Origin of the sequence: Actinokineospora sp. UTMC 2448 (assembly GCF_024760565.1) — a bacterium.
Lineage (GTDB): Bacteria > Actinomycetota > Actinomycetes > Mycobacteriales > Pseudonocardiaceae > Actinokineospora > Actinokineospora fastidiosa.
The window spans coordinates 6,451,195-6,474,839 of the sequence record NZ_CP031087.1; the positions used below are offsets into that span (position 1 = coordinate 6,451,195).

Here is a 23,645-nt window from a genome sequence, read left to right on the forward strand (position 1 = left end):
TCAGCGCTTCTTGCCAGTACGGCGGCGGCGGACGATCAGCTTGTCGCTCGGCTTGCGGCGGCGGGTGCGACCCTCGGGCTTGCCCGCCGGGTTCACCGGGTGGCGACCACCGGAGGTCTTGCCCTCACCACCACCGTGCGGGTGGTCGACCGGGTTCATGGCGACACCGCGGACGGTCGGGCGCTTGCCCTTCCACCGCATCCGGCCAGCCTTGCCCCAGTTGATGTTGGAGTGCTCGGAGTTGCCGACCTCGCCGACGGTGGCGCGGCAGCGCACGTCCACGTTGCGGATCTCGCCCGAGGGCATCCGCAGCTGGGCGTAGGGGCCGTCCTTGGCGACGAGCTGCACGCTGGAACCGGCCGAGCGGGCGATCTTCGCGCCGCCGCCCGGACGCAGCTCGATGGCGTGCACCACGGTGCCGACCGGGATGTTGCGCAGCGGCAGGTTGTTGCCCGGCTTGATGTCGGCCCGCGGGCCGGACTCGATCGGGTCGCCCTGGCGCAGCTTGCTCGGCGCGATGATGTAGCGCTTCTCGCCGTCGGCGTAGTGCAGCAGCGCGATCCGAGCCGTGCGGTTCGGGTCGTACTCGATGTGCGCCACCTTGGCGGGCACACCGTCCTTGTCGTGACGGCGGAAGTCGATCAGCCGGTACGCGCGCTTGTGGCCGCCACCCTTGTGCCGGGTGGTGATCTTGCCGTGCGCGTTGCGGCCGCCGCGGCCGTGCAGCGGGCGGAGCAGCGACTTCTCCGGGGTGGAGCGGGTGATCTCGGCGAAGTCCGAGACGCTCGCGCCGCGACGACCCGGGGTCGTCGGCTTGTACTTGCGAATACCCATTGTCTACTCAGTCCTTACGCGGCCGGGCCGCCGAAGATCTCGATCGGCTTGCTCTCCGGGGACAGGGTGACGATCGCGCGCTTGGTGTCCTTGCGCTTGCCGTATCCGGTCCGGGTGCGCTTGCGCTTGCCGTTCCGGTTGAGCGTGTTCACGCTCAGCACCTTGACCGCGAAGATCTTCTCGATCGCGATCTTGATCTCGGTCTTGTTGGCGCCCGGGCTCACCAGGAAGGTGTACTTGTTCTCCTCGAGGAGACCGTACGACTTCTCGGAGATCACCGGCGCGAGCACGATGTCGCGGGGGTCGGGGATCACTTGTCCTCCTCCGACTGGGCTTCCGCTGAGGTGGCCTTGGCCTTGGCGACCTTGACCGGACCGGCGAGGAAGGCGTCATAGGCGGTCTTGGAGAAGACGATGTCGTCGTTCACCAGGACGTCCAGGGTGTTCAGCTGGTCGGGCGCGATGACGTGCACGTGCGGCAGGTTGCGCACCGACACCCAGGCGACGTCCTCGTCGCGGGTCAGCACGACCAGCACGCGGCGCGCGGAGGTCACCGCCTCCAGCAGCTTGCGCGCGGTCTTGGTGGAGGGGGTGTCCCCCTCGACCAGCGCCGACACGATGTGCAGCTGGCCTGCGCGAGCCCGGTCGGAGAGGGCGCCGCGCAGCGCGGCGGCCTTCATCTTCTTGGGGGTGCGCTGGGTGTAGTCGCGCGGCTGGGGGCCGTGCACGACGCCGCCGCCGACGAACTGCGGCGCACGGGTCGAGCCCTGGCGGGCGCGGCCGGTGCCCTTCTGGCGGTAGGGCTTCTTGCCGCCGCCGGACACCTCGCCGCGGGTCTTCGTCGCGTGCGTGCCCTGGCGGGCCGCGGCCTGCTGGGCCACGACGACCTGGTGCATCAGGGCGACGTTCGCCTGCACGTCGAAGATCTCGGCGGGCAGCTCGACCGAGCCGTCCGTGTCACCGGCGGGGGTCTTGATGTCGACGCTGGTCAACTCAGGCACCGCCCTTCGCAGCGGTCTTGAGGAACACCAGGCCGCCCTTGGGGCCGGGAACGGCGCCCTTGAGCAGGATCAGGCCGGAGTCGGCGTCGACCTGGTGCACGGTCAGGTTCTGGGTGGTCACCCGGGCGTTGCCCATGCGGCCCGCCATGCGCAGGCCCTTGAACACGCGGCCGGGGGTGGCGCAGCCGCCGATGGAACCGGGGGAGCGGTGCTTGCGCTGGGTGCCGTGGGAGGCGCCGAGGCCCTTGAAGCCGTGGCGCTTCATGACACCCGCGGTGCCCTTGCCCTTGGTGGTGCCGGTCACGTCGATGACGGCGCCCGGCTCGAACACCTCGGCGGTGATCTCCTGGCCGACGGTGTAGTCGGCCGCGTCGGCGGTGCGCAGCTCGGCCAGGAAGCGGCGCGGGGTGACCCCGGCCTTGTCGAAGTGGCCCCGCTCGGGCTTGTTCACCTTGCGCGGCGCGATGGCGCCGAACGCGAGCTGAACCGCGGCGTAGCCGTCCTTCTCCTGGCTGCGGACCTGGGTGACCACGTTGGGTCCGGCCTTCACGACGGTCACCGGGACGATCCGGTTGTTCTCGTCGAAGACCTGGGTCATCCCGAGCTTGGTGCCCAGGATTCCCTTCATCTGCCTGTCAGACATGGCTCTCGTTACTCTCCGCCTCGCCGCGCGCGCTTACTGGATGTTGACGTCGACGCTGGCAGGCAGGTCGATGCGCATGAGCGCGTCCACCGTCTTGGGCGTCGGGTCGAGGATGTCGATCAGCCGCTTGTGCGTGCGCATCTCGAAGTGCTCGCGCGAGTCCTTGTACTTGTGCGGCGAGCGGATGACGCAGTAGACGTTCTTCTCGGTGGGCAGCGGCACGGGGCCGACGACCCGAGCGCCGGTGCGCGTCACGGTCTCCACGATCTTGCGCGCGGACGCGTCAATGGCCTCGTGGTCGTACGCCTTGAGCCGGATGCGGATCTTTTGTCCCGCCATGGTGGCTTGCCGTTCCTCTTCGTTGCGATCCATCGGCGGGAGCCCGGTTCCCCGGGCCTGTGCCGCGCCGCTTCCCTGTTCACAAGTCAATGGTGTCGGAAGCCGTCTGCCCTGCTCGCTCCGGTCCACGCGGTCGGGCGTGTCGCGGACCTACTGCAGAGCGGTCCCTTGGCCGAACCTCAGGACCTGGCTTTCGGTTCCGAAGGGCCGTGAAGGCCCCGGCTTCTCGTGCCGGGGCGGCCGGTGGTCTTGCCCTATACCGGCCGCCCCGTAACGAGCAACCCATAAAGAATGCCACACCTCGATGTGGCAGACCAAACCGGGGTGGCCGTTAGCTCGGCCACCCCGGTTCAGGTCACTTGTTGATCTTGGTGACGCGGCCCGCGCCGACGGTCCGGCCACCCTCGCGGATGGCGAAGCGCAGACCCTCGTCCATGGCGATCGGCTGGATCAGCTTGACCGACATGGCGGTGTTGTCGCCCGGCATGACCATCTCGGTGCCCTCGGGGAGGGTCACGACGCCGGTCACGTCGGTGGTGCGGAAGTAGAACTGCGGGCGGTAGTTGTTGAAGAACGGGGTGTGACGGCCGCCCTCGTCCTTGCTCAGGATGACGACCTGGGCCTCGAACTCGGTGTGCGGGGTCGTGGTGCCCGGCTTCACGATGACCTGGCCGCGCTCGATGTCCTCGCGCTTGATGCCGCGCAGCAGCAGACCGACGTTGTCGCCCGCCTGGCCCTGGTCGAGGAGCTTGCGGAACATCTCGACACCGGTGACGGTGGTCTTCTGCGCCTTGTCCTTGATGCCGACGATCTCCACCTCCTCGTTGACGTTGATGACGCCGCGCTCGATGCGGCCGGTCGCGACGGTGCCGCGGCCGGTGATCGTGAAGACGTCCTCGACGGGCATGAGGAAGGGCTTGTCGGTCTCGCGCTCGGGCTGCGGGATGTTCTCGTCGACCGCGTCCATGAGCTCCAGCAGGCGGGCGCCCCACTCGGCGTCGCCCTCGAGGGCCTTCAGCGCGGAGACGCGCACGACCGGCAGGTCGTCGCCCGGGAAGTCCTGCGCGGACAGCAGCTCGCGCACCTCGAGCTCGACGAGCTCCAGGATCTCCTCGTCGTCGACCATGTCGGCCTTGTTCAGGGCGACGACGATGTAGGGCACACCGACCTGACGGGCGAGCAGCACGTGCTCACGCGTCTGCGGCATCGGGCCGTCGGTGGCGGCGACCACGAGGATCGCGCCGTCCATCTGGGCCGCACCGGTGATCATGTTCTTGACGTAGTCAGCGTGACCCGGGCAGTCGACGTGCGCGTAGTGGCGCTTCTCGGTCTGGTACTCGATGTGAGCGATCGAGATGGTGATGCCGCGCTGCTTCTCCTCCGGCGCCTTGTCGATCTCGTCGAACGGCGTGAAGGGGTTCAGGTCCGGGTACTTGTCGTGCAGGACCTTGGAGATCGCCGCGGTCAGCGTGGTCTTGCCATGGTCGATGTGACCAATGGTGCCGATGTTGACGTGCGGCTTGGTCCGCTCGAACTTGGCCTTAGCCACTGGACTGTCCTCCTGGACTGGGTTGCTTGTCCGCTGTGGGCGCAGACGCTATCCGTCCACGCCCACCAGCGGTCCATCAGGGTCGATGTGCGGACCCCGGGGAGCTCCCCGGAGAGCCCGCACTTACTGTGCGGAGCTCCGGTGGGTCACTCCCCCGTAGCCTTTGCGATGATCTCCTTCGCCACGTTCGTGGGAACCTCGGCGTAGGAGTCGAACACCATCGAGTAGTTCGCCCGGCCCTGGGTCTTCGACCGCAGGTCGCCGACGTAGCCGAACATCTCCGACAGCGGAACGAGTGCCTTCACGATGCGGGCGCCGCCGCGCTCCTCCATGGCCTGGATCTGGCCGCGGCGGGAGTTCAGGTCGCCGGTGACCGTGCCCATGTACTCGTCGGGCGTGGTCACCTCGACCGCCATCATCGGCTCGAGCAGCGCGGGGTCCGCCTTGCGGGCGGCTTCCTTGAGCGCCATCGAACCCGCGACCTTGAAGGCCATTTCGGACGAGTCGACCTCGTGGTAGGCCCCGTCCAGCAGGGTCAGCTTCAGGCCGACCAGCGGGTAGCCCGCCAGCACGCCGTACTGCATGGCGTCCTGCGCGCCCGCGTCCACCGAGGGGATGTACTCCCGCGGGACGCGACCACCGGTGACCTTGTTGTCGAACTCGTACAGCGCGCCGTCCGCGGTGTTCAGCGGCTCCAGCGCGATGATCACCTTGGCGAACTGGCCCGAGCCACCCGTCTGCTTCTTGTGGGTGTACTCGAACTTCTCGACCGGGCGGCGGATCGTCTCGCGGTAGGCCACCTGCGGGCGGCCGATGTTGGCCTCGACCTTGAACTCGCGGCGCATGCGGTCCACCAGGATGTCCAGGTGGAGCTCGCCCATGCCCGCGATGATCGTCTGGCCGGTCTCCTCGTCGAGGTTGACCTTGAAGGTGGGGTCCTCCTCGGCCAGTTTCTGGATCGCCAGGGAGAGCTTCTCCTGGTCGGCCTTCGTCTTGGGCTCGATGGCGACCTGGATGACCGGGTCCGGGAAGGTCATCGACTCCAGCACGATCGGGTTCTGCGGGTCGCAGAGCGTGTCGCCGGTGGTCGTGTCCTTCAGGCCGATGACCGCGTAGATGTGGCCAGCGCGCGCCTCGGTGACCGGGTTCTCCTTGTTGGCGTGCATCTGGAACATCTTCCCGATGCGCTCCTTGCGGTCCTTGGTCGAGTTGATGACCTGGGACCCGGAGTCGACCTTGCCCGAGTACACCCGGACGTAGGTCAGCTTGCCGAAGAACGGGTGGACCGCGATCTTGAAGGCGAGGCCGGAGAACGGCTCGTCGGCGGAGGCGGCGCGGGTGGCGGGGGTCTCCCCGTCCTGCAGCGTGCCCTCGACCGGCGGGACGTCCAGCGGCGACGGCAGGTAGTCGACCACGGCGTCGAGCATGGGCTGCACGCCCTTGTTCTTGAACGCCGAGCCGCACAGCACCGGGTAGGCCGAGCCCTCGGTCACGATCTTGCGGATGCCCGCCTTGATCTCGGCGACCGTCAGCTCCTCGCCGCCGAGGTAGCGCTCCATCAGGTCGTCGTCGGTCTCGGCGACGGCCTCGACGAGGGCCTCGCGGTACTCCGCGGCCTTCTCGGCGAGGTCGGCCGGGATCTCCTCGACCGTGTAGTCCTCGCCCTTCTGGACCTCGCCGCGCCAGGTCAGCGCCCGCATCTCGACCAGGTCGACCACGCCGATGAACTCGGACTCGGACCCGATCGGGATCTGGATGGGCAGCGGCTTGGCGCCGAGGCGCTCGGAGATGGTCCGCACGGTGAAGTAGAAGTCCGCGCCGAGCTTGTCCATCTTGTTGACGAAGCAGATGCGCGGGACGTCGTACTTGGTGGCCTGGCGCCAGACCTGCTCGGACTGGGGCTCGACACCCTCCTTGCCGTCGAACACGGCGACCGCGCCGTCGAGGACGCGCAGCGAGCGCTCGACCTCGACGGTGAAGTCGACGTGCCCGGGGGTGTCGATGATGTTGATCTGGTGGTCTTTCCAGAAGCAGGTGGTGGCCGCGGAGGTGATGGTGATCCCCCGCTCCTGCTCCTGCTCCATCCAGTCCATGACCGCGGCGCCGTCGTGGACCTCGCCGATCTTGTAGCTGATCCCGGTGTAGAACAGGATCCGCTCGGTCGTGGTCGTCTTGCCCGCATCGATGTGGGCCATGATCCCGATGTTGCGGACCTTGGCCAGGTCGGTCAGCACGTCGAGTGCCACGGGTGTTTCCCCTGTCCTATCTGAAATCAGCTACTGGTCTTACCAGCGGTAATGAGCGAAGGCCTTGTTGGACTCCGCCATCTTGTGCGTGTCCTCGCGGCGCTTGACGCTGGCGCCGAGCCCGTTGGAGGCGTCGAGCAGCTCGTTCATCAGGCGCTCGACCATGGTCTTCTCGCGACGGGCCCGGGAGAACGTCACCAGCCAGCGCAGCGCCAGCGTGGTGGAGCGGCCGGGCTTGACCTCGATCGGCACCTGGTAGGTGGCGCCGCCGACGCGGCGGGACTTCACCTCGATGGTCGGCCGGACGTTGTCCAGCGCGCGCTTGAGGGTGACGACGGGGTCGGTGCCGGTCTTGTCGCGGGCGCCCTCGAGGGCGCCGTACACGATCCGCTCGGCGACGGACCGCTTGCCGTCGACCAGGACCTTGTTGATCAACTGGGTGACCAGCGGCGAGCTGTACACCGGGTCAGAGATGAGCGGCCGCTTCGGGGCCGGTCCCTTGCGGGGCATGTCAGCTCTTCTCCTTCTTCGCGCCGTAGCGGCTGCGCGCCTGCTTGCGGTTCTTCACGCCCTGCGTGTCCAGCGAGCCACGGATGATCTTGTAGCGAACGCCGGGGAGGTCCTTCACACGCCCGCCGCGGACGAGCACCATCGAGTGCTCCTGGAGGTTGTGACCCTCACCCGGGATGTAGGCGGTGACCTCGATACCGCTGGTCAGCTTCACGCGAGCGACCTTGCGGAGCGCGGAGTTCGGCTTCTTCGGGGTAGTGGTGTAGACGCGCGTGCACACACCACGACGCTGCGGGCTCCCCTTGAGAGCCGCAGTCTTCTGCTTGGCGACCTTGTCCTGGCGGCCCTTGCGGACCAGCTGCTGGATCGTGGGCATAGACCGGCTTTCTTCCTGTCGCGCCCTGGCTGGGCGCCTGTTTGCTAGCGGGTTCCTGCATGTCCGCCCGTACCCCGAGGTCGGGCGTGTCGCCGCCCTTCCCCGAAGCACCCGAGGGAGAACGGATCCCCACGGGTTCGGAAGGTTCCTCCGGCGACTGGTGCAGGAGGCCGCCTTCGCAGGCGAACCGCACGGCACAGGCACACGGACCGACCCGACATAGGTCGGGCACGAGTAGCAAAGATACCGTCCCCGCGCGGGCGGGGTCAAAGCGGGGGTACCGCCAACCGGGCTACTCGCCGCGGGTACAACGCGGGACACGCCGAAGACCGTGCCCGAGTGTGGCGAAGGACATAGCGCGCCATGCTGCGGACGTTCCGGGCGAAACGGACTGGCACGAAGGGCGTCGACGCAGGTCAGGCGTCAGGTTATCGGAACGCGTCGCCACGATAGGCAGCCCGAGCCGCTGGCGGGGCATGCGCTCCGCCGGGTCGGGTGACAGCAGTCTGCCCGCCACGATCGTGGACGTGCGGGCCTGCGGCCGAACACCCCGGATCGGCGGCGGCCGAGGCGGTACCGTGCGGGCGTGGATCTCTTCTCCGCGCCCGCGCTGCTGATCGAGCAGGACATCGGCATGCGGAAGTCGTTCTTCAACACCTCGTTCGCGGTGAACGCCTACGACGAGGGCGGGCGGCTGCTGGCCCGGGTGCGCGACCGCAAGAGCCCGGGGCTGCTCGGCGCGGTCAGGATGCTGGGCGAGGCCGGGACGACCCCGTACGACCTCGCCGTCACCCTGCCGGACGGGCGGGAGGCGCTGCGGATCAGCAAGGGTTTCACCTGGCTCGGCGCGGGCCGGGTGGGCGTGGCCGACCCGCACGGGCGCGAGGTCGGGACCATGGTGCGCCGCATGGCCGGGTCGATCGAGTTCGCCGATCCGGACGGGCGCCCGCTGGGCGCGTTCGGCGACCACGCGGCCTTCCGCTACGGCGAGGTGGCCAAGCGGGACGGGCAGCGGGTGCGGCGCAACACGCTCTGGCCGCGGCCCGAGGCGCAGGGGCCCGCGCGACTGCTGGCGATCGCGGCGGGACTGGCGTACACCGTCGTGTCCGGCATGGGCAACAAGGCGTAGCCGACCGGTCGGCGCGCCCGTCGGGCGTCCGGTCGCGCCCGAGGCGCGGCGGGATCGCAGCAGCACCCGGTGTAGGGGTGGCGCGGCCGGGTGCGGATCTCCTGCCGTGGCGTTCGCCCCGGTCGGGCGGCCGACCGGGGCCGTCGCAGGTCCTACCAGGCCTCGCGCATGATGCCGCCGCCGTCGGGGTCGTCGTCGTCGGTGCGGCGGGGGGCCGCGCCGAGGGCGTCGATCACGTCCTGCGGGTCCTGGCCCTCTCGGATGGCGTCGTGGGCCTGGCGCAGGCCGTCGAGGTTGGCGGCCATCGCCTTCTGCACGCCCTCGTCGTCGAGCGCGCGTCCGGAGAGGACGTCGTCCCAGGACAGCTCGCCCGCCTTGATGCGCTGCACCATCTCGCGCATCTCCTTGGGGGCGTTGGGACCCAGGGCGTGCCGCTCGATCTCGGCGATGTCCTTCTCGGACAGTCCGGGGGCGCGGTTGCCGACCGCGGCCGCCTCGACGGCGGTGCGCTCGACGTTGGCGATGCGCGCGTCCACATCGGCCACGAGGGCGTCGAGCCTGGCCTTGTCGTAGGGGAAGGTCATGGCCGCGCCCCGCTGGTCGCGCCCGCGGGCGGGGCGGGCGGCGGCGCGGGGGCGGGCGGGGGCGGCGGCGCGGGCGCGGTGGGCGCGGGCCTGCCGTTGGCCACGTTGTTGTACTTGCCCCTGATCCCCCATGCGCTCATCCCGACGCCGATGGCGCCGGACTTGACGGCCGCCTTGCCGTCGTTGTACTTCTCCTGGCCCTCCTGGTAGCCGTCGACCACGTCCAGCAGGTCGTTGACGTCGCGGACGTCCTTGAGCTTCATCAGGGCCGTGCCCATCGCGACGATGCCGTCGACCATGCCCTGCACGCCCTCGATGAGCGTCTGGATGGAGATGATGATCTTGCGGATGGCGTCGGCGAGCTCGATCGCGTCGTAGACCATCCACACCGCGCGGCCCCAGCCGACGACCGGGATGGCGGCGGTCATGATCGCTTCCATCAGCTTGCCGACGAGCTTGTCCAGCAGCGTCAGCGCAAGGCCGCACGCGGTGCGGCAGGTGTTGGCCATCGACTTGAACCGGTCGCCGATGATGCGCGCCACCTGCGAGTCCGCCTCGATGGCGATCGCCCACATGGTGTCCATGCGGCGGCGGAAGCTGGCCGCGGCGTCACCCTCCCAGTGCTGGCCGAGCTGGTCGGCGCCGCCGTCGAGGTTGCGGCGCACGGAGTCGAGCGCCTTGCCGACCTGGTTCCAGGCGTGGGCGTTGGCGTCGATCTTCTCGAAGTCGCCGAGCAGCGGCTTGATCAGGGCGTCGAGGAGGTTCTCGCCGGTGACCTGCTCGTAGATCCAGTTGACGCCCTGGATCTTCCAGCCCGCCTTCTCGATCAGCTCCTTGGTGGACTGCCTGCCCGGCCGGTCCTCGGCGGCCGCGCTCAGCGCGGCGGCGGGGTCCTCCACGTCGGCGTAGGTCATCGGCCACCGCCCGCCACGGTCACACCGGGCAGGGTGTTCAGGCCCTGCTCGATCAGGTTGAGCCGCTCGCCGCTGCTCGTGTCGGTCCTGTGGTAGGCCTCCGCGGCCTGCACGAGGCTGTCGGCGTCCTTGGTCATCACGCGGTTGGCGAAGTCAAGGGTCTCGCCGTAGAGGTTGGCGATGCCGGTGACGACCGGGTGCAGCAGGGTCAGCAGACCGGTGAAGCCCGCGGTGTCGCCGCCCTTGGCCACGGCGTGCTGCTTGATCGTCAGGAAGTGCTGGGCGTTGCGCGTCATCAGCTCGCTATAGCCCCGCAGCTCGTCCGGTTCGACTTTGAACTGACCCACCGCTTCCACCTTTCACCCTGTCGACCGTGCGGGTGAGACGGCGGCCACCGGACGGCGGTTCCCGGTGGCCGCCGCCGCTTCAGATCCCGCAGCTGGGGGCGTCCCAGAACCGGCTGGACCGGTGGTCGACGTGGGTGTGGTCGTTGTGGCCGGGGTAGCCCGGGCCGAGGATCCCGTTGAACCCGTGGTACCGGGCGCGCTTGGCCAGCGTGCACAGCGAGTGCGGGCCGGACCCGAGGTCCACGGCGTCGCCGTAGAGGTGGCGGCTGTTGGACGCGCCGCCCACGGCGCTGTTGCACGCGTAGCTGCGGAAGCCGCTGGTGACCCGGATCGGCTCGTCACCGAGCGCGTGCCGCATCGCCTGCAGCTTCCACATCGACACCAGCGCGTTGAACTTCGCTGTCGACGCCGAGACCGCGCCGCCGGACCAGGTGGAGTTGCAGTTGTTCAGCTCCGCGTAGGAGAAGTTCACCGGGGTGCAGTCGCTGTCCTGCAGCGCGTAGATCTTGTTGAAGGTGTTGGGGCCCGCCACGCCGTCGGCGCCGAGGCCGTAGGCCTGCTGGAAGCGGGTGACCGCGGCCTTGGTGGCCGGGCCGTAGTCGCCGTCGAGGGCCAGGACGCCGCCGTAGCCGGGGTATCCGGAGACCCGGATCTGCAGCTGGCGGACGTCCTCCCCGGACATGCCCTGGGACAGGGTGCGGCCCCAGGTGTAGCAGCCGTCGGCGGTGGCCGGGGCCGAGGTCAGGACCATGGTCGCGAGCACGGTGGCGATGACCACCGGGACCACGGATAAGAGGCGGGCAATGCGGCGAGTCACGCGAAACCTCCCATATGGGGACGGATGACACCGGGGAAGAGGGTGACTCACGGACCGGGCGTCGTCAATGAATCACAGACCGTATCGACGGTTTGGCCCAACTTTGCGGGTCCGATCGGCGCTGTCCGCCGCCCCGCGGCCGTGATCGGTCCTAGACTCCGAGCCGAGGCCGACGAGGGGAGTCTGGGCGCGTATGGACGGCGAGATCCTCGATCCGGACGGCGCCCGCGAGCGCCTGCGGGCCTGGAAGGGCCGGATCGACAAGCTGGCCGCGGACACGCAGGCCATGAGCGAGCGGCTGCGCGCGGTGCGGATCAGCGCGGCCGACCCGGGCGGGCTGGCCGAGGTCGTGGTCGACTCGACCGGCGCGCTGGTGGACCTGCGCCTGACCGACCGCATCCAGCGGGTGGCCCCGAACCTCGTCGCGCAGGCCGTGATGACCGCGCTCGGCGCGGCCAGGGCCACGCTGGCCGAGCGGTCCCGGGAGGTCATCGCCGAGACGATGGGCCCGGACTCGGCGGCGGGACGCGCGATCGCCGACAGCGTCGGCCGGTCCCTCGGGGAACCGCGCGCCCGGGCGGCGCGTCCGGACGATGACGAGGATTTCGACCTGGGGTCCCAACTCGGACGGGGGTAGGCCATGGCGGGCGGGTTCGGCGTCGAGATCGAGCAGTTGCGGGCGCACGCGGCCAACGTCGAGGCCGTCAAGGCCCGGTTCGAGGCGGTGAAGGCGGCGAGTTCGCACATCGCGCGGGACGACAGCGCCTACGGCCTGCTGTGCGGGTGGATCTCCGGGATCCTGGAGGACAAGCACGCCCGGCAGGACGCGCTGATCGCGCGGCTGGAGAACAACCTGTCGCTGGTCGCGGCGGAACTGCGGGCGAGCGCCGCTGAGTACGAGGCGACCGAGGACGCCAACGCCCTGATGATCGACGGGGTGTACCAGGGCGGCCCGCGATGACCGACGACTCGCTCGTCGCGCCGGTCGAGTCCAGCCGGGAGGTCTGGACCGGCTCGGGCCTGGCCGACAGCATCGAGGGCCTGGTCGACGCCATCAAGAGCGACGGGTGGGTCGACGACCTGCTCGCGGGCGCCCAGCTGGGCGTCGAGGTCGCCGCGACGGTGATGGACCCGATCAGCGCCCTGCTGGCCAACGGGATCGGGTGGGCGATGGAGTACTTCGAGCCCCTGCGCCAGATGCTCGACGAGCTCACCGGCAAGCCCGACGTCGTGGCCTCGCACGCGGCGACGTGGAACAACATGGCCACCGAACTGCACACCATGTCCGAGGAACTGGGCAACCACCTCAACAGCGACCTGCCCGGCTGGACCGGCCCGGCCGCCGACGCCTACCGCGCCCTGATGGTCAACAACGTCGACGGGCTGGCCGCGCTCGGCGCGATCTCCGCGGCGATGGCCGCGGCCACCGAGGGCGCTGGCGGACTGGTGGAGCTGACCAGGGAGATCGTGCGCGACCTGATCGCCGACCTGGTCGCCCGGGTGATCGTCTGGGTGGTGGAGGCGGTCTTCGTGGTGACCATCCCGGTCATCGCCTCGCAGATCGCCGCCGCGGTCGTGAAGTGGGCGGGTCGCATCCTGACCTACACGATGGCGCTGATCACCAGCCTGACCAACCTGACCAAGCTCCTCAACGGGTAGGGCGGCCGTGACACCCAAACCAAGGACGCCCGGCAACGGCAGCCCCGGCTCCCCCGACCGGCCTTCGCAGACCGGCGGCGGCGTCAACGCGGGCAACGGCGTCGACAGCGCGCTCACCAGCGCCGAGACGACCATCTCCCGCGGTGAGCCGGGCAGCGGCCAGGGCCAGACCAACCCCACCACCCCTAGCCAGTCGACGCACACCAGGCCGTCCGGGCAGCCCGACCCGAACGCCAAGCCCGGCGGGACGCCGACCGACACCTCCACCGGCAGCCCGAAGCAGCGCGAGGGCCACCGGATCGAGAACGACACGGCGACCATCCTCGCCAGGGCCGGGTACCGGATCAGCCAGAACACCGGCGAGAAGGGCGCGAACGGCACCAGCGACCCCGACTACAACATCGAGGGTCGGCTGTGGGACTGCTACGCGCCGAGCAGCGACAACCGCAACAGCCTGCGCAGCGAACTGCGGGACAAGGTCAAGAAGCAGTCCGGCAGTATCGTCATCAACATGGAGCGCAGCCCCATGACGGTGGAGGAGATGAAGGCGATCCTCCCGCACGTCAGGGGACTGCAGGAGGTCAAGATCATTGACAAGAACGGCACCATCATCGATGCCTTCCCCCAGTGACGGCAGGACGTGACCCGTGTCCATCACCTACAAACTCGAACTCGGCGCGCCGGTCGCCCCGAAGGCCGTCGTGTCCGCCATGGTCGCCGCGGGCTCGGGGGCGGTCGACCGGCACGAGGGCACGAAGGGCACGCTGCGCGGCGGCGGCTGGTTCGACGTCGACGTCGCCGAGTACGACCCGCCCGACCCGGTGGAGGAGCAGTTCGGCTTCGCCCCGACGATCGAGGCCTACTTCGGACTGAGCAAGACCGGCGATTTCGAGGCGCAGGAGACCGACGCCTTCCGCCTGGTCGTCGCCGTGCTGGCCGCGATTCCCGGGGACGCCCTGCTGCATTTCGAGCACGACGAGGTGTGGCTGCTGCGCCGGAACGGCGAGCTGACCGTCAACGACAGCCTGTGGAAGCCCGCACAGCTCGCCTTGCTGCCGTGGCCGTACAAGCGGGCGCACCTGGCGTTCAGCTGAGCTGAGCGAGACAGGACCGGAAACGGGGGAAAGGCCCCGCGAGCCGAAGCTCGCGGGGCCTTTCCGTCGACTGGCGGCCGTCAGCGGTAGTCGCGGCCGAAGTCGTAGTCGTCCAGCGGGACGGCAGCGCCGGTGCCCGTGCCGAAGACGTCCGGGGTGTAGTACCCGTCGTCGTAGCTCGGGATGGCGTAGGCGGCCACGCGGGCCTCCTCGGTGGGCTGGACCTGGATGTTCCGGTACTTGTTGATGCCGGTACCGGCCGGGATCAGCTTTCCGATGATCACGTTCTCCTTCAGGCCGACGAGCTTGTCGCTGCGGCCGTTGATGGCCGCGTCGGTCAGCACGCGGGTCGTCTCCTGGAAGGAGGCGGCCGACAGCCAGGAGTCCGTGGCCAGCGAGGCCTTCGTGATGCCCATCAGGACCGGGCGGCCGGAGGCGGGCTCGCCGCCTGCCGCCACCACGCGGCGGTTCTCCGACTCGAACTCGGCGCGCTCGATCAGCGCGCCGGGCAGGAACTCGGTGGCGCCGCTGTCCAGGATGGTCACCCGGCGCAGCATCTGGCGGACGATGACCTCGATGTGCTTGTCGTGGATCGACACGCCCTGCGCCCGGTACACCTTCTGGACCTCGTCCACCAGGTGCAGCTGGGCCTCGCGCGGGCCCATCACGCGCAGCACCTCGTGCGGGTCCGGGGTGCCCTCCAGCAGCTGCTGGCCGACCGCCACGTGGTCGCCGTCGGCGAGCGGGCCGTCCGGCGTCAGCGCGAGGCGCTGGCGCTTGGACAGCTTGTCCATCACGATCTCCTCGGAACCGTCGTCCGGGATGATCGTGATCTTCCAGTAGCGGTCGCCGTCCTCGATCCGCACGCGGCCGTCGGTGTCGGCGATCGGGGCCTTGCCCTTGGGCTGGCGGGCCTCGAACAGCTCCTGGACACGCGGCAGACCGGTGGTGATGTCGTCTCCGGCCACACCGCCCTGGTGGAAGGTGCGCATCGTCAGCTGCGTGCCCGGCTCACCGATGGACTGGGCGGCGACGATGCCGACGGCCTCGCCGATGTCGACCAGCTGGCCGGTCGCCATCGAGCGGCCGTAGCAGGTCGCGCACACGCCGACCGCGGCCTCGCAGGTCAGGACCGAGCGGACCTTCACCTTGAGCACGCCGCTGGACAGCAGCTTCTCGATCGCCGGGTCGCCGAGGTCGTCGGCGCGGTTCATCAGCACGTTGCCGTCGGCGTCGGTGACGTCCTCGGCGACGCAGCGCGCGTACACGCCGGTCTCCACGTGCTGGTGGCGCACCGCCGTGCCGTCGGCGTTGCGCACGCCCAGCGGCATGACGATGCCGCGGGTCGTGCCGCAGTCGACCTCGCGCACGATGACGTCCTGCGAGACGTCCACCAGACGACGGGTCAGGTAACCCGAGTCGGCGGTGCGCAGCGCGGTGTCGGCCAGACCCTTGCGGGCGCCGTGCGTGGCGATGAAGTACTCCAGCACCGACAGGCCCTCGCGGAAGTTGGCCTTGATCGGCCGCGGGATGAACTCACCGCGCGGGTTGGTGACCAGGCCGTTCATGCCCGCGAGCTGACGGATCTGGGTCATGTTGCCCGCCGCGCCCGACTTGACGATCATCGGGATCGGGTTGTCGTCGGGGAAGTTCTCCTCCATGACCCGGGCGACCTCGTCGGTGGCCTTCGCCCAGACCTGCACCAGCTCGCTGTTGCGCTCGGAGAGCGACAGCTGACCGCGCTGGTAGCGCTTCTCGACCGTGTCGGCCTTGCTCTCGTAGTCGTCGAGGATGCCCTGCTTGGCCTCCGGGACGAGCACGTCCGAGATCGAGATGGTGACGCCGGAGCGGGTCGCGTAGTAGAAGCCCGCGTCCTTGAGCTTGTCCAGCGTCTGCGCCACGGCCACCATCGGGTAGCGCTCGGCGAGGTCGTTCACGATCGCCGCCTGGCGCTTCTTGGGCAGCAGCTCGTTGATGAACGGGTAGTCCGCCGGGAGCAGGTCGTTGAACAGCACCCGGCCCAGCGTCGTCTCGGCCAGCCACGGCGTGCCGGGGGTCCAGTCGTCGCCGACCATGCCCGGGCCGGGCGTGCGGTCGGTGATGCGGATCTTGACCGGCGACTGCAGGCTGATCGCGCCCCGGTCGTAGGCCATGATCGCCTCGGCCGGGGACGAGAACGCCTGCCCGGCGCCGACGCCGTCCTCCTTGAGCCGGGTCAGGTAGTAGATGCCGGTGACCATGTCCAGACGCGGCATGGCCAGCGGGCGACCCGAGCCCGGGGACAGGATGTTGTGGCTGGACAGCATGAGGATGCGGGCCTCGGCCTGCGCCTCGGCCGACAGCGGCAGGTGCACCGCCATCTGGTCGCCGTCGAAGTCGGCGTTGAACGCCTCGCACACCAGCGGGTGCAGCTGGATGGCCTTGCCCTCGACCAGCTGCGGCTCGAAGGCCTGGATGCCCAGGCGGTGCAGGGTCGGGGCGCGGTTGAGCAGCACCGGGTGCTCGTTGATGACCTCTTCCAGCACGTCCCACACCGCGGGCCGCGCGCGCTCCACCATCCGCTTGGCGGACTTGATGTTCTGCGCGTGGTTGAGGTCGACGAGCCGCTTCATCACGAACGGCTTGAACAGCTCCAGCGCCATCGCCTTGGGCAGACCGCACTGGTGCAGCTTCAGCTGCGGGCCGACGATGATGACCGAGCGGCCGGAGTAGTCGACGCGCTTGCCGAGCAGGTTCTGGCGGAACCGGCCCTGCTTGCCCTTGAGCAGGTCGGACAGCGACTTGAGCGGGCGGTTGCCCGGGCCGGTCACCGGCCTGCCGCGGCGGCCGTTGTCGAACAGCGCGTCGACGGCCTCCTGCAGCATCCGCTTCTCGTTGTTGACGATGATCTCGGGCGCGCCGAGGTCGATCAGCCGCTTCAACCGGTTGTTGCGGTTGATCACCCGGCGGTACAGGTCGTTGAGGTCGGAGGTCGCGAAGCGGCCACCGTCGAGCTGCACCATCGGGCGCAGGTCCGGCGGGATGACCGGGACGCAGTCCAGCACCATGCCCATCGGCGAGTTGCGGGTCGCCTGGAAGGCGGCCACGACCTTGAGCCGCTTGAGCGCGCGCAGCTTCTTCTGGCCCTTGCCCGAGCGGATGACCTCGCGCAGGATGTCCGCCTCGGCGTCGACGTCGAAGTCGCGCAGCAGCGTCTGGATGGCCTCGGCGCCCATGGCGCCGGTGAAGTAGTCGCCGTAGCGGTCGATCAGCTCGCGGTAGAGCAGTTCGTCGGCGATGAGCTGCTTGGGCTCGAGCTTGGTGAAGGTGCTCCAGATCTCCTCGAGCCGGTCCAGCTCGCGCTGGGCCCGGTCGCGGAGCTGGCGCATCTCGCGCTCGCCGCCCTCCTTGACCTTGCGGCGCACGTCGGACTTGGCGCCCTCGGCCTCCAGCTGGGCCAGGTCGCCCTCCAGCTTCTGGGCCCTGGCCTCGATGTCGGCGTCGCGCTTGTTCTCGACCTGCTTGCGCTCGACGCCCATCTCGGACTCCAGCGTGGGCAGGTCGTTGTGCCGCAGCTCGGTGTTCACGCCGGTGATCACGTAGGCCGCGAAGTAGATGATCTTCTCGAGGTCCTTCGGGGCCAGGTCCAGCAGGTAGCCCAGCCGGGACGGCACGCCCTTGAAGTACCAGATGTGGGTGACCGGCGCGGCCAGCTCGATGTGGCCCATCCGCTCGCGGCGCACCTTGGCGCGGGTGACCTCGACGCCACAGCGCTCACAGATGATGCCCTTGAAGCGCACGCGCTTGTACTTGCCGCAGTAGCACTCCCAGTCCCGGGTGGGACCGAAGATCTTCTCGCAGAACAGACCATCCTTCTCCGGCTTCAGCGTCCGGTAGTTGATGGTCTCGGGCTTCTTCACCTCGCCGAAGGACCACTGACGGATGTCGTCTGCGGTCGCCAGGCCGATGCGGAGCTCGTCGAAGAAGTTGACGTCCAGCACGTCGGTTCCTTCTCCCCTTCTTGGGTCATGGCTAGGGGGATCGGCGCCTGGCCGGGGGCCGGATGGCCCCCGACCGGCGAGGTTGTCAGTTCACGACGTCGTCCACCGAGGGCGACTCGTTGCGGGAGAGGTTGATGCCCAGGTTGGCCGCGGCGCGCTCGAGGTCCTCGTCGTCGCTGTCGCGCATCTCGATGGCGGCGCCGTCGCTCGACAGCACCTCCACGTTCAGGCAGAGCGACTGCAGCTCCTTGAGGAGCACCTTGAAGGACTCCGGGATGCCCGGCTCCGGGATGTTCTCGCCCTTGACGATCGCCTCGTAGACCTTGACCCGGCCGAGCACGTCGTCGGACTTGATCGTGAGCAGCTCCTGCAGCGTGTAGGCGGCGCCGTAGGCCTGCATGGCCCAGCACTCCATCTCGCCGAAGCGCTGACCACCGAACTGCGCCTTACCACCGAGCGGCTGCTGGGTGATCATCGAGTACGGGCCGGTGGACCGGGCGTGGATCTTGTCGTCCACCAGGTGCAGCAGCTTCAGGATGTACATGTAGCCCACGGCGACCGGGTGCGGGAACGGCTCCCCGCTGCGGCCGTCGAACAGCTGCGCCTTGCCGTCGGGCTGCACCATGCGCTCGCCGTCGCGGTTCGGGCGGGTGGAGGCGAGCAGGCCCATCAGCTCGTTCTCCTTGGCGCCGTCGAACACCGGGGTCGCGGTGTTCGTGTCCGGCTCCACCTCGTAGAGGTCCTCGGGCAGCTGCTTGGCCCACTCCGCGTCCGGATCGATCGACCAGCCCTGCATCGCGCACCAGCCGAGGTGCAGCTCCAGGATCTGGCCGATGTTCATTCGGCGCGGCACACCGTGGGTGTTGAGGATGATGTCGACCGGCGTGCCGTCCGGGAGGAACGGCATGTCCTCCACGGGCAGGATCTTGCCGATGACGCCCTTGTTGCCGTGGCGGCCCGCGAGCTTGTCGCCGTCCTGGATCTTGCGCTTCTGGGCGACGTAGACCCGCACCAGCTCGTTGACGCCCGGGGGCAGCTCGTCCTCGTCCTCGCGGGAGAACACCCGGATGCCGATGACCTTGCCGGACTCGCCGTGCGGGACCTTCAGCGAGGTGTCGCGCACCTCGCGGGCCTTCTCGCCGAAGATCGCGCGCAGCAGGCGCTCCTCCGGGGTCAGCTCGGTCTCGCCCTTCGGGGTGACCTTGCCGACCAGGATGTCGCCCGCGCTCACCTCGGCGCCGATCCGCACGATGCCGCGCTCGTCGAGGTCGGCGAGCACCTCCTCGGAGACGTTCGGGATGTCCCGGGTGATCTCCTCGGCGCCCAGCTTGGTGTCGCGGGCGTCGATCTCGTGCTCGTCGATGTGGATCGAGGTCAGGACGTCGTCCTGGACGAGGCGCTGCGACAGGATGATCGCGTCCTCGTAGTTGTGGCCCTCCCACGGCATGATCGCCACGAGCAGGTTCTTGCCGAGGGCCATCTCGCCCTCTTCGATGCACGGCCCGTCGGCGATGACCTGGCCGACCTCGACCCGCTGGCCCTCGTCGACGATGGGCTTCTGGTTGATGCAGGTGCCCTGGTTGGACCGGCGGAACTTGTGCAGGCCGTAGGTCCGGCGGGAGCCGTCGTCGGCCATGATCGTGATGAAGTCCGCGGAGACCTCCTCGACCACGCCCGCCTTCTCGGCGGTGACCAGGTCGCCGCCGTCGACCGCGGCGCGCAGCTCCATGCCGGTGCCGACCAGCGGGGACTCGCTGCGCAGCAGCGGGACCGCCTGGCGCTGCATGTTCGCGCCCATGAGCGCGCGGTTGGCAGCGTCGTGCTCGAGGAACGGGATCATGGCGGTGGCCACGGAGACCATCTGCCGCGGCGAGACGTCCATGTAGTCGACGTCGAACGGCTCGATGAACTCGACCTCGCCGCCCTTCTTGCGGACCAGGACGCGCTCCTCCAGGAAGTGGCCCTGGTCGTCGAGCGGCGCGTTGGCCTGGGCGATGACGTGCCGGTCCTCCTCGTCCGCGGTCAGGTAGTCGACCTGGTCGGTGACCTGGCCCTCCACGACCTTGCGGTACGGGGTCTCGATGAAGCCGAACGGGTTGACCCGCGCGTAGCTCGACAGCGAGCCGATCAGGCCGATGTTCGGGCCTTCCGGCGTCTCGATCGGGCACATGCGGCCGTAGTGGCTGTGGTGGACGTCGCGGACCTCCATGCCCGCGCGCTCACGGGACAGACCGCCCGGGCCCAGCGCCGACAGGCGGCGCTTGTGGGTCAGCCCGGCGACGGGGTTCGTCTGGTCCATGAACTGCGAGAGCTGCGAGGTGCCGAAGAACTCCTTGATCGCGGCCACGACGGGCCGGATGTTGATCAGGGTCTGTGGGGTGATCGCCTCGACGTCCTGGGTGGTCATCCGCTCGCGGACGACGCGCTCCATGCGGGACAGGCCGACCCGGATCTGGTTCTGGATCAGCTCGCCCACGGTGCGCAGGCGCCGGTTGCCGAAGTGGTCGATGTCGTCGATCTCGACCGGCACCTCGATGGCGTTCTCGCCCTCGCCGGAGGTCATGGTGGTCTCGCCCGCGTGCAGGCGCACCAGGTACTCGATCGTGGTGACGATGTCGTCCTCGGTGAGCACGCCGGTGGACATCGGGGTGCTCAGGCCCAGCTTCTTGTTGACCTTGTAGCGGCCGACCTTGGCCAGGTCGTAGCGCTTGTCCTTGAAGAACAGGTTCTCCAGGAGGGTCTGGGCGCTCTCCTTCGTCGGCGGCTCGCCCGGGCGCAGCTTGCGGTAGATGTCCAGCAGCGCCTCGTCGGTGCCCGCGGTGTGGTCCTTCTCCAGGGTCGCCAGCAGCGTCTCGGAGAAGTGGAACCGCTCGCGGATGGCCTCGGTGGTCCAACCGAGGGCCTTCAGCAGGACGGTGACCGGCTGGCGGCGCTTGCGGTCGATGCGCACGCCGACGGTGTCGCGCTTGTCGACGTCGAACTCCAGCCACGCGCCGCGGCTGGGGATGATCTTGACGCTGAAGACGTCCTTGTCGGTCGTCTTGTCGATCGAGGTGTCGAAGTAGACGCCGGGCGAGCGGACCAGCTGGGAGACCACGACACGCTCGGTGCCGTTGATGATGAAGGTGCCCTTGTCCGTCATCACGGGGAAGTCGCCCATGAACACCGTCTGGCTCTTGATCTCGCCGGTGGTGTTGTTGGTGAACTCCGCGGTGACGAACAGCGGCGCCGCGTAGGTCATGTCCTTGTCCTTGCACTCCTCGACGGAGGCCTTGACCTCGTCGAAGCGCGGGTCGGAGAAGGAGAGGGACATCGACCCGGAGAAGTCCTCGATCGGGGAGATCTCGTTGAGGACTTCCTCCAGCCCACCGACGGGGTTCTCCTCGCCTGCGTCGACGCGGCGCTGGAACCACGCCTCGGCTCCGGTGAACCACTCGAACGACTGGATCTGCAGGTCCAGCAGGTCGGGGGTACCCAGGGGCTCACGGATCTTCGCGAACGAGACCCGCTTCGGGGCTCCCGGGATCTCGGACTGGGTGGAGTTGGTCGCAAGCGTGGCCTTGGTCGCGCGGGAGACTGCCAAGATGCGTCCTTCCAGGACTATGAGCGGTCGACAGCCGCATTAGCACAGCTCACGCGACTGTCAAGGGTGCCGTGGTGCCCAACATCCTAGCTCTCGGCAAAGGGCGTGCGGAAAATGGGCAGCGCAAAGGGGCAGTCTAGCCACTGACAGGGCGACTGTCGAGGCCCGCGCTCAATCGGCCCTCCTGATCGAGGTCGCTGCTCGGATACAGCCTGAACCCAGCACCCCCGGCAGTCAAGATGCCACGCCAACGAAACCACTTTTGCAGCAGTCATCCGCCGCTCGGCGATCACGTCTTGACCAGCACAAACACGCGTGGTAGCGCCGCCGGGCCTGGCAATCCCACGGATGGAGTGTCAGCACTGGGGCAGTGGTTGACCGTTGGGCAGCGGCTGGTTGAACGTGTCGAACTCGGTGATCTTCCAGGCCCCGTCGACGCGCTCCGCGGTGACCCCGAGCTGGGCCCCGCTGGCGGTCGTCTGGTCCTCCTCGACCCGCGTGGAGGTCTGGTCGATGAAGACCAGCGCCTCGGCCCGGTCGGCGCTCAGCTGGCGCACGCCGAGCTCGCGGACGATCGTCGTGTGGACCAGCTTCTGGGCGGGCGCGAGCTCCCTGAGCTGGCCGAACATGGCGTCGTACTCGCAGACGGCCCGGCCCGCGAGCACCTCCTTGACCGCCGCGGCGGTGCGGTCGAGGTCGCGGTAGTCGTAGGACAGCGCGCGCTCCAGGCCCGCGACGATCTGCGTCTTGACCTCGGCGGTGGCGGCCGCGTCGGTGAATGCGGTGTTGGCCTTGTCCGCCCCGGAGGTCAGCCGGTCGGCCTGGCCCTTGAAGTAGAGCCCGAGCGCGGCCAGGAGCAGGGCGACGACGGCCAGCGCGATCGCCCCGTTCAGCGCCCGCTTGCCCGGGTCGATGGCCGCCTTTGACCTGGTCCGACCGCCCGTCGACCGTTCGGCGACGGCCAGGTCCCTCGGCGCGGCCCGCCCGCCCGCCCGGCGCTTGCCGGTCGGGGACGGCCGCGGCGGGAGATCATCTTCAGCGGAGTCAATTGAGTGACTTTCATCACTTTTCTTGGCCGGGCTGGCGGTGATGACGCCGTCGGTGACCGTCGGGGTGACGGGCTCGTCGCTGTCGGCGACATCCGGGTCGGCGGGCGCCTGCTCGTCTTGGAGATCAGTGTCGCGCTCGTCGACGGGCCCGTCGGCGATGTCCGGCTCGGGCTCGTCGGCGGGCGGCACCGGGGCGGGCGCGGTGATGGCGGTGTCCGAGACGGGGGCGTCGGGACGGGCCTGCGGGTGGGCTCCGCCGGTCGCGGGCCGCTCGTCGCGGGCGGCGGGCGGCTTGGTCCCGGCGTCGCTCTCGTCGGGGACGTCGGGGCGGGCGGGCTTGCGCAGGCCCGCGACCTTGGGGCGGCGGGTCGGGGGTCCGGCCGGGCGGCGGCGCGGGGGCGTGGGCACGGGCTTTCCTCTCAGCCTGCCGGGGTCGGCGCGATGTAGGTCAGGCCGGACAGCTTCCAGCCCGCCTCCCCGCGCTGCAGGGCGGCTTGGACACGCAGGTACTTGTCGACGGGGGCCTCGGCGCCCTCTTCGGTGATCTTCTGGTGGACGGCGCTGATGATCGTGGCCGTGCCGGTCGTGTCGTTGAGGTCGATCACCGCGGTGCTGTAGACGGTGGCCGTCGAGACGCGCTTGCTCTGCTCGATCACCGACTTGCCGCTGGCCCGGCCGCGCTCCAGCTGGGCGAGCATGTCGCCGGTCGACGCGGCGACCCAGCGGTCCAGGTTCGCGTCGACGTCGCGGTAGTCCATCGTGTGGAAGGTGATGACGGCCTGCTCGCCCGCCCGCACGGCGTCGTCTCGGGCGCGGGCGACGTCTAGGGCGTCGTCGGTGCCCGCGCGCAGCCAGGCGACGCCGAACCAGACCGCCGCGGCCGCGCAGAGCACGAGCAGCGCCGTCGCCGCGAGCACGAGCGGGTGTCTCCCCACCGGCCTCGTCCGCACCTCGGCGACGGGCTCGGGATCGACGGGCTCGGGGTTGGTCAT

The 23,645-nt window shown here is 69.4% G+C and carries 23 protein-coding genes; 6 read left to right on the forward strand and 17 right to left on the reverse strand.

The features are described 5' to 3' along the window. From rplB to rpsL, 9 genes are all read right to left on the reverse strand, one after another. Window positions 1–834 carry a 50S ribosomal protein L2 gene (gene rplB / locus Actkin_RS29700; protein ID WP_189209497.1) on the reverse strand — a complete coding sequence of 278 codons (834 nt, stop codon included), beginning with the start codon at window positions 832–834 and terminating at the stop codon, window positions 1–3. Between the two features lie 14 nt (window positions 835–848). After that, on the reverse strand, window positions 849–1,148 hold the full coding sequence (gene rplW / locus Actkin_RS29705; RefSeq protein WP_189209496.1) for a 50S ribosomal protein L23: 300 nt from the start codon (window positions 1,146–1,148) through the stop codon (window positions 849–851). Further along, window positions 1,145–1,825: a 50S ribosomal protein L4 gene (gene rplD / locus Actkin_RS29710; protein ID WP_258905064.1), complete on the reverse strand. Its 681-nt coding sequence runs from the start codon at window positions 1,823–1,825 to the stop codon at window positions 1,145–1,147. Before rplD ends, rplW begins: the two co-directional genes overlap by 4 nt. Before the next feature lies 1 nt (window position 1,826). After that, window positions 1,827–2,477 carry a 50S ribosomal protein L3 gene (gene rplC / locus Actkin_RS29715; RefSeq protein WP_189209494.1) on the reverse strand — a complete coding sequence of 217 codons (651 nt, stop codon included), beginning with the start codon at window positions 2,475–2,477 and terminating at the stop codon, window positions 1,827–1,829. 33 nt (window positions 2,478–2,510) lie between these two features. Then, window positions 2,511–2,816: a 30S ribosomal protein S10 gene (rpsJ, locus tag Actkin_RS29720; protein ID WP_003938093.1), complete on the reverse strand. Its 306-nt coding sequence runs from the start codon at window positions 2,814–2,816 to the stop codon at window positions 2,511–2,513. Between the two features lie 355 nt (window positions 2,817–3,171). Beyond that, window positions 3,172–4,365 (reverse strand): elongation factor Tu, encoded by a 1,194-nt coding sequence (gene tuf / locus Actkin_RS29725; RefSeq protein ID WP_189209493.1) that lies wholly within the window; start codon window positions 4,363–4,365, stop codon window positions 3,172–3,174. 146 nt (window positions 4,366–4,511) lie between these two features. After that, complete coding sequence (gene fusA / locus Actkin_RS29730) at window positions 4,512–6,611, reverse strand: elongation factor G (protein ID WP_189209492.1); 2,100 nt, start codon at window positions 6,609–6,611, stop codon at window positions 4,512–4,514. A gap of 39 nt (window positions 6,612–6,650) precedes the next feature. After that, window positions 6,651–7,121 (reverse strand): 30S ribosomal protein S7, encoded by a 471-nt coding sequence (rpsG, locus tag Actkin_RS29735; RefSeq protein WP_189209491.1) that lies wholly within the window; start codon window positions 7,119–7,121, stop codon window positions 6,651–6,653. 1 nt (window position 7,122) lies between these two features. Continuing rightward, entirely contained in the window at window positions 7,123–7,497 is a 375-nt protein-coding gene (gene rpsL / locus Actkin_RS29740) for a 30S ribosomal protein S12 (protein WP_030473471.1), read from the reverse strand. Window positions 7,498–8,083: 586 nt separating this feature from the next. Between rpsL and Actkin_RS29745 the strand changes: the two genes are divergently transcribed. Beyond that, the gene (locus Actkin_RS29745) at window positions 8,084–8,626 is read left to right on the forward strand and encodes a hypothetical protein (RefSeq protein WP_258905065.1); all 543 of its coding nucleotides are present in this window, start codon (window positions 8,084–8,086) and stop codon (window positions 8,624–8,626) included. 152 nt (window positions 8,627–8,778) lie between these two features. Here Actkin_RS29745 and Actkin_RS29750 read toward each other — a convergent pair whose 3' ends face one another. The 4 genes from Actkin_RS29750 to Actkin_RS29765 form a co-directional block, all read right to left on the reverse strand. Beyond that, window positions 8,779–9,210, reverse strand: a complete 432-nt coding sequence (locus tag Actkin_RS29750; protein ID WP_258905066.1) for a hypothetical protein — start codon at window positions 9,208–9,210, stop codon at window positions 8,779–8,781. Next, entirely contained in the window at window positions 9,207–10,124 is a 918-nt protein-coding gene (locus Actkin_RS29755; RefSeq protein WP_258905067.1) for a WXG100 family type VII secretion target, read from the reverse strand. Before Actkin_RS29755 ends, Actkin_RS29750 begins: the two co-directional genes overlap by 4 nt. Further along, window positions 10,121–10,471 carry a type VII secretion target gene (locus tag Actkin_RS29760; RefSeq protein ID WP_258905068.1) on the reverse strand — a complete coding sequence of 117 codons (351 nt, stop codon included), beginning with the start codon at window positions 10,469–10,471 and terminating at the stop codon, window positions 10,121–10,123. The genes Actkin_RS29755 and Actkin_RS29760 overlap by 4 nt, the downstream gene beginning before the upstream one ends. Before the next feature lie 79 nt (window positions 10,472–10,550). Beyond that, window positions 10,551–11,288 carry a D-Ala-D-Ala carboxypeptidase family metallohydrolase gene (locus tag Actkin_RS29765; protein ID WP_229786658.1) on the reverse strand — a complete coding sequence of 246 codons (738 nt, stop codon included), beginning with the start codon at window positions 11,286–11,288 and terminating at the stop codon, window positions 10,551–10,553. A 193-nt stretch (window positions 11,289–11,481) separates the two neighbouring features. Here Actkin_RS29765 and Actkin_RS29770 point away from each other — a divergent pair, with 193 nt between their 5' ends. From Actkin_RS29770 to Actkin_RS29790, 5 genes are read left to right on the forward strand one after another with little or no spacing between them, the layout of a single operon-like run. Then, window positions 11,482–11,925, forward strand: a complete 444-nt coding sequence (locus Actkin_RS29770) for a YbaB/EbfC family nucleoid-associated protein (RefSeq protein ID WP_189209487.1) — start codon at window positions 11,482–11,484, stop codon at window positions 11,923–11,925. 3 nt (window positions 11,926–11,928) lie between these two features. Then, the gene (locus tag Actkin_RS29775) at window positions 11,929–12,249 is read left to right on the forward strand and encodes a type VII secretion target (RefSeq protein WP_189209486.1); all 321 of its coding nucleotides are present in this window, start codon (window positions 11,929–11,931) and stop codon (window positions 12,247–12,249) included. Then, a complete protein-coding gene (locus Actkin_RS29780) occupies window positions 12,246–12,947 on the forward strand; it encodes a WXG100 family type VII secretion target (protein ID WP_258905069.1) in 702 nt (233 codons plus the stop codon). The genes Actkin_RS29775 and Actkin_RS29780 overlap by 4 nt, the downstream gene beginning before the upstream one ends. A 7-nt stretch (window positions 12,948–12,954) precedes the next feature. Continuing rightward, a complete protein-coding gene (locus tag Actkin_RS29785) occupies window positions 12,955–13,578 on the forward strand; it encodes a CdiA C-terminal domain-containing protein (protein WP_258905070.1) in 624 nt (207 codons plus the stop codon). A gap of 16 nt (window positions 13,579–13,594) precedes the next feature. Then, window positions 13,595–14,041: a SitI3 family protein gene (locus Actkin_RS29790; protein ID WP_258905071.1), complete on the forward strand. Its 447-nt coding sequence runs from the start codon at window positions 13,595–13,597 to the stop codon at window positions 14,039–14,041. 80 nt (window positions 14,042–14,121) lie between these two features. Here the strand turns inward: Actkin_RS29790 and Actkin_RS29795 are convergent, their stop codons facing one another. The 4 genes from Actkin_RS29795 to Actkin_RS29810 all read right to left on the reverse strand — a co-directional run bounded on the left by Actkin_RS29795 (window position 14,122) and on the right by Actkin_RS29810 (window position 23,645). After that, window positions 14,122–18,021 (reverse strand): DNA-directed RNA polymerase subunit beta', encoded by a 3,900-nt coding sequence (locus tag Actkin_RS29795; protein WP_189209482.1) that lies wholly within the window; start codon window positions 18,019–18,021, stop codon window positions 14,122–14,124. Between the two features lie 85 nt (window positions 18,022–18,106). Continuing rightward, complete coding sequence (gene rpoB, locus Actkin_RS29800; protein ID WP_189209481.1) at window positions 18,107–21,604, reverse strand: DNA-directed RNA polymerase subunit beta; 3,498 nt, start codon at window positions 21,602–21,604, stop codon at window positions 18,107–18,109. A gap of 356 nt (window positions 21,605–21,960) precedes the next feature. Next, window positions 21,961–23,061: a hypothetical protein gene (locus tag Actkin_RS29805; protein ID WP_258905072.1), complete on the reverse strand. Its 1,101-nt coding sequence runs from the start codon at window positions 23,059–23,061 to the stop codon at window positions 21,961–21,963. Window positions 23,062–23,072: 11 nt separating this feature from the next. Then, a complete protein-coding gene (locus Actkin_RS29810) occupies window positions 23,073–23,645 on the reverse strand; it encodes an Rv1363c family protein (RefSeq protein WP_189209479.1) in 573 nt (190 codons plus the stop codon).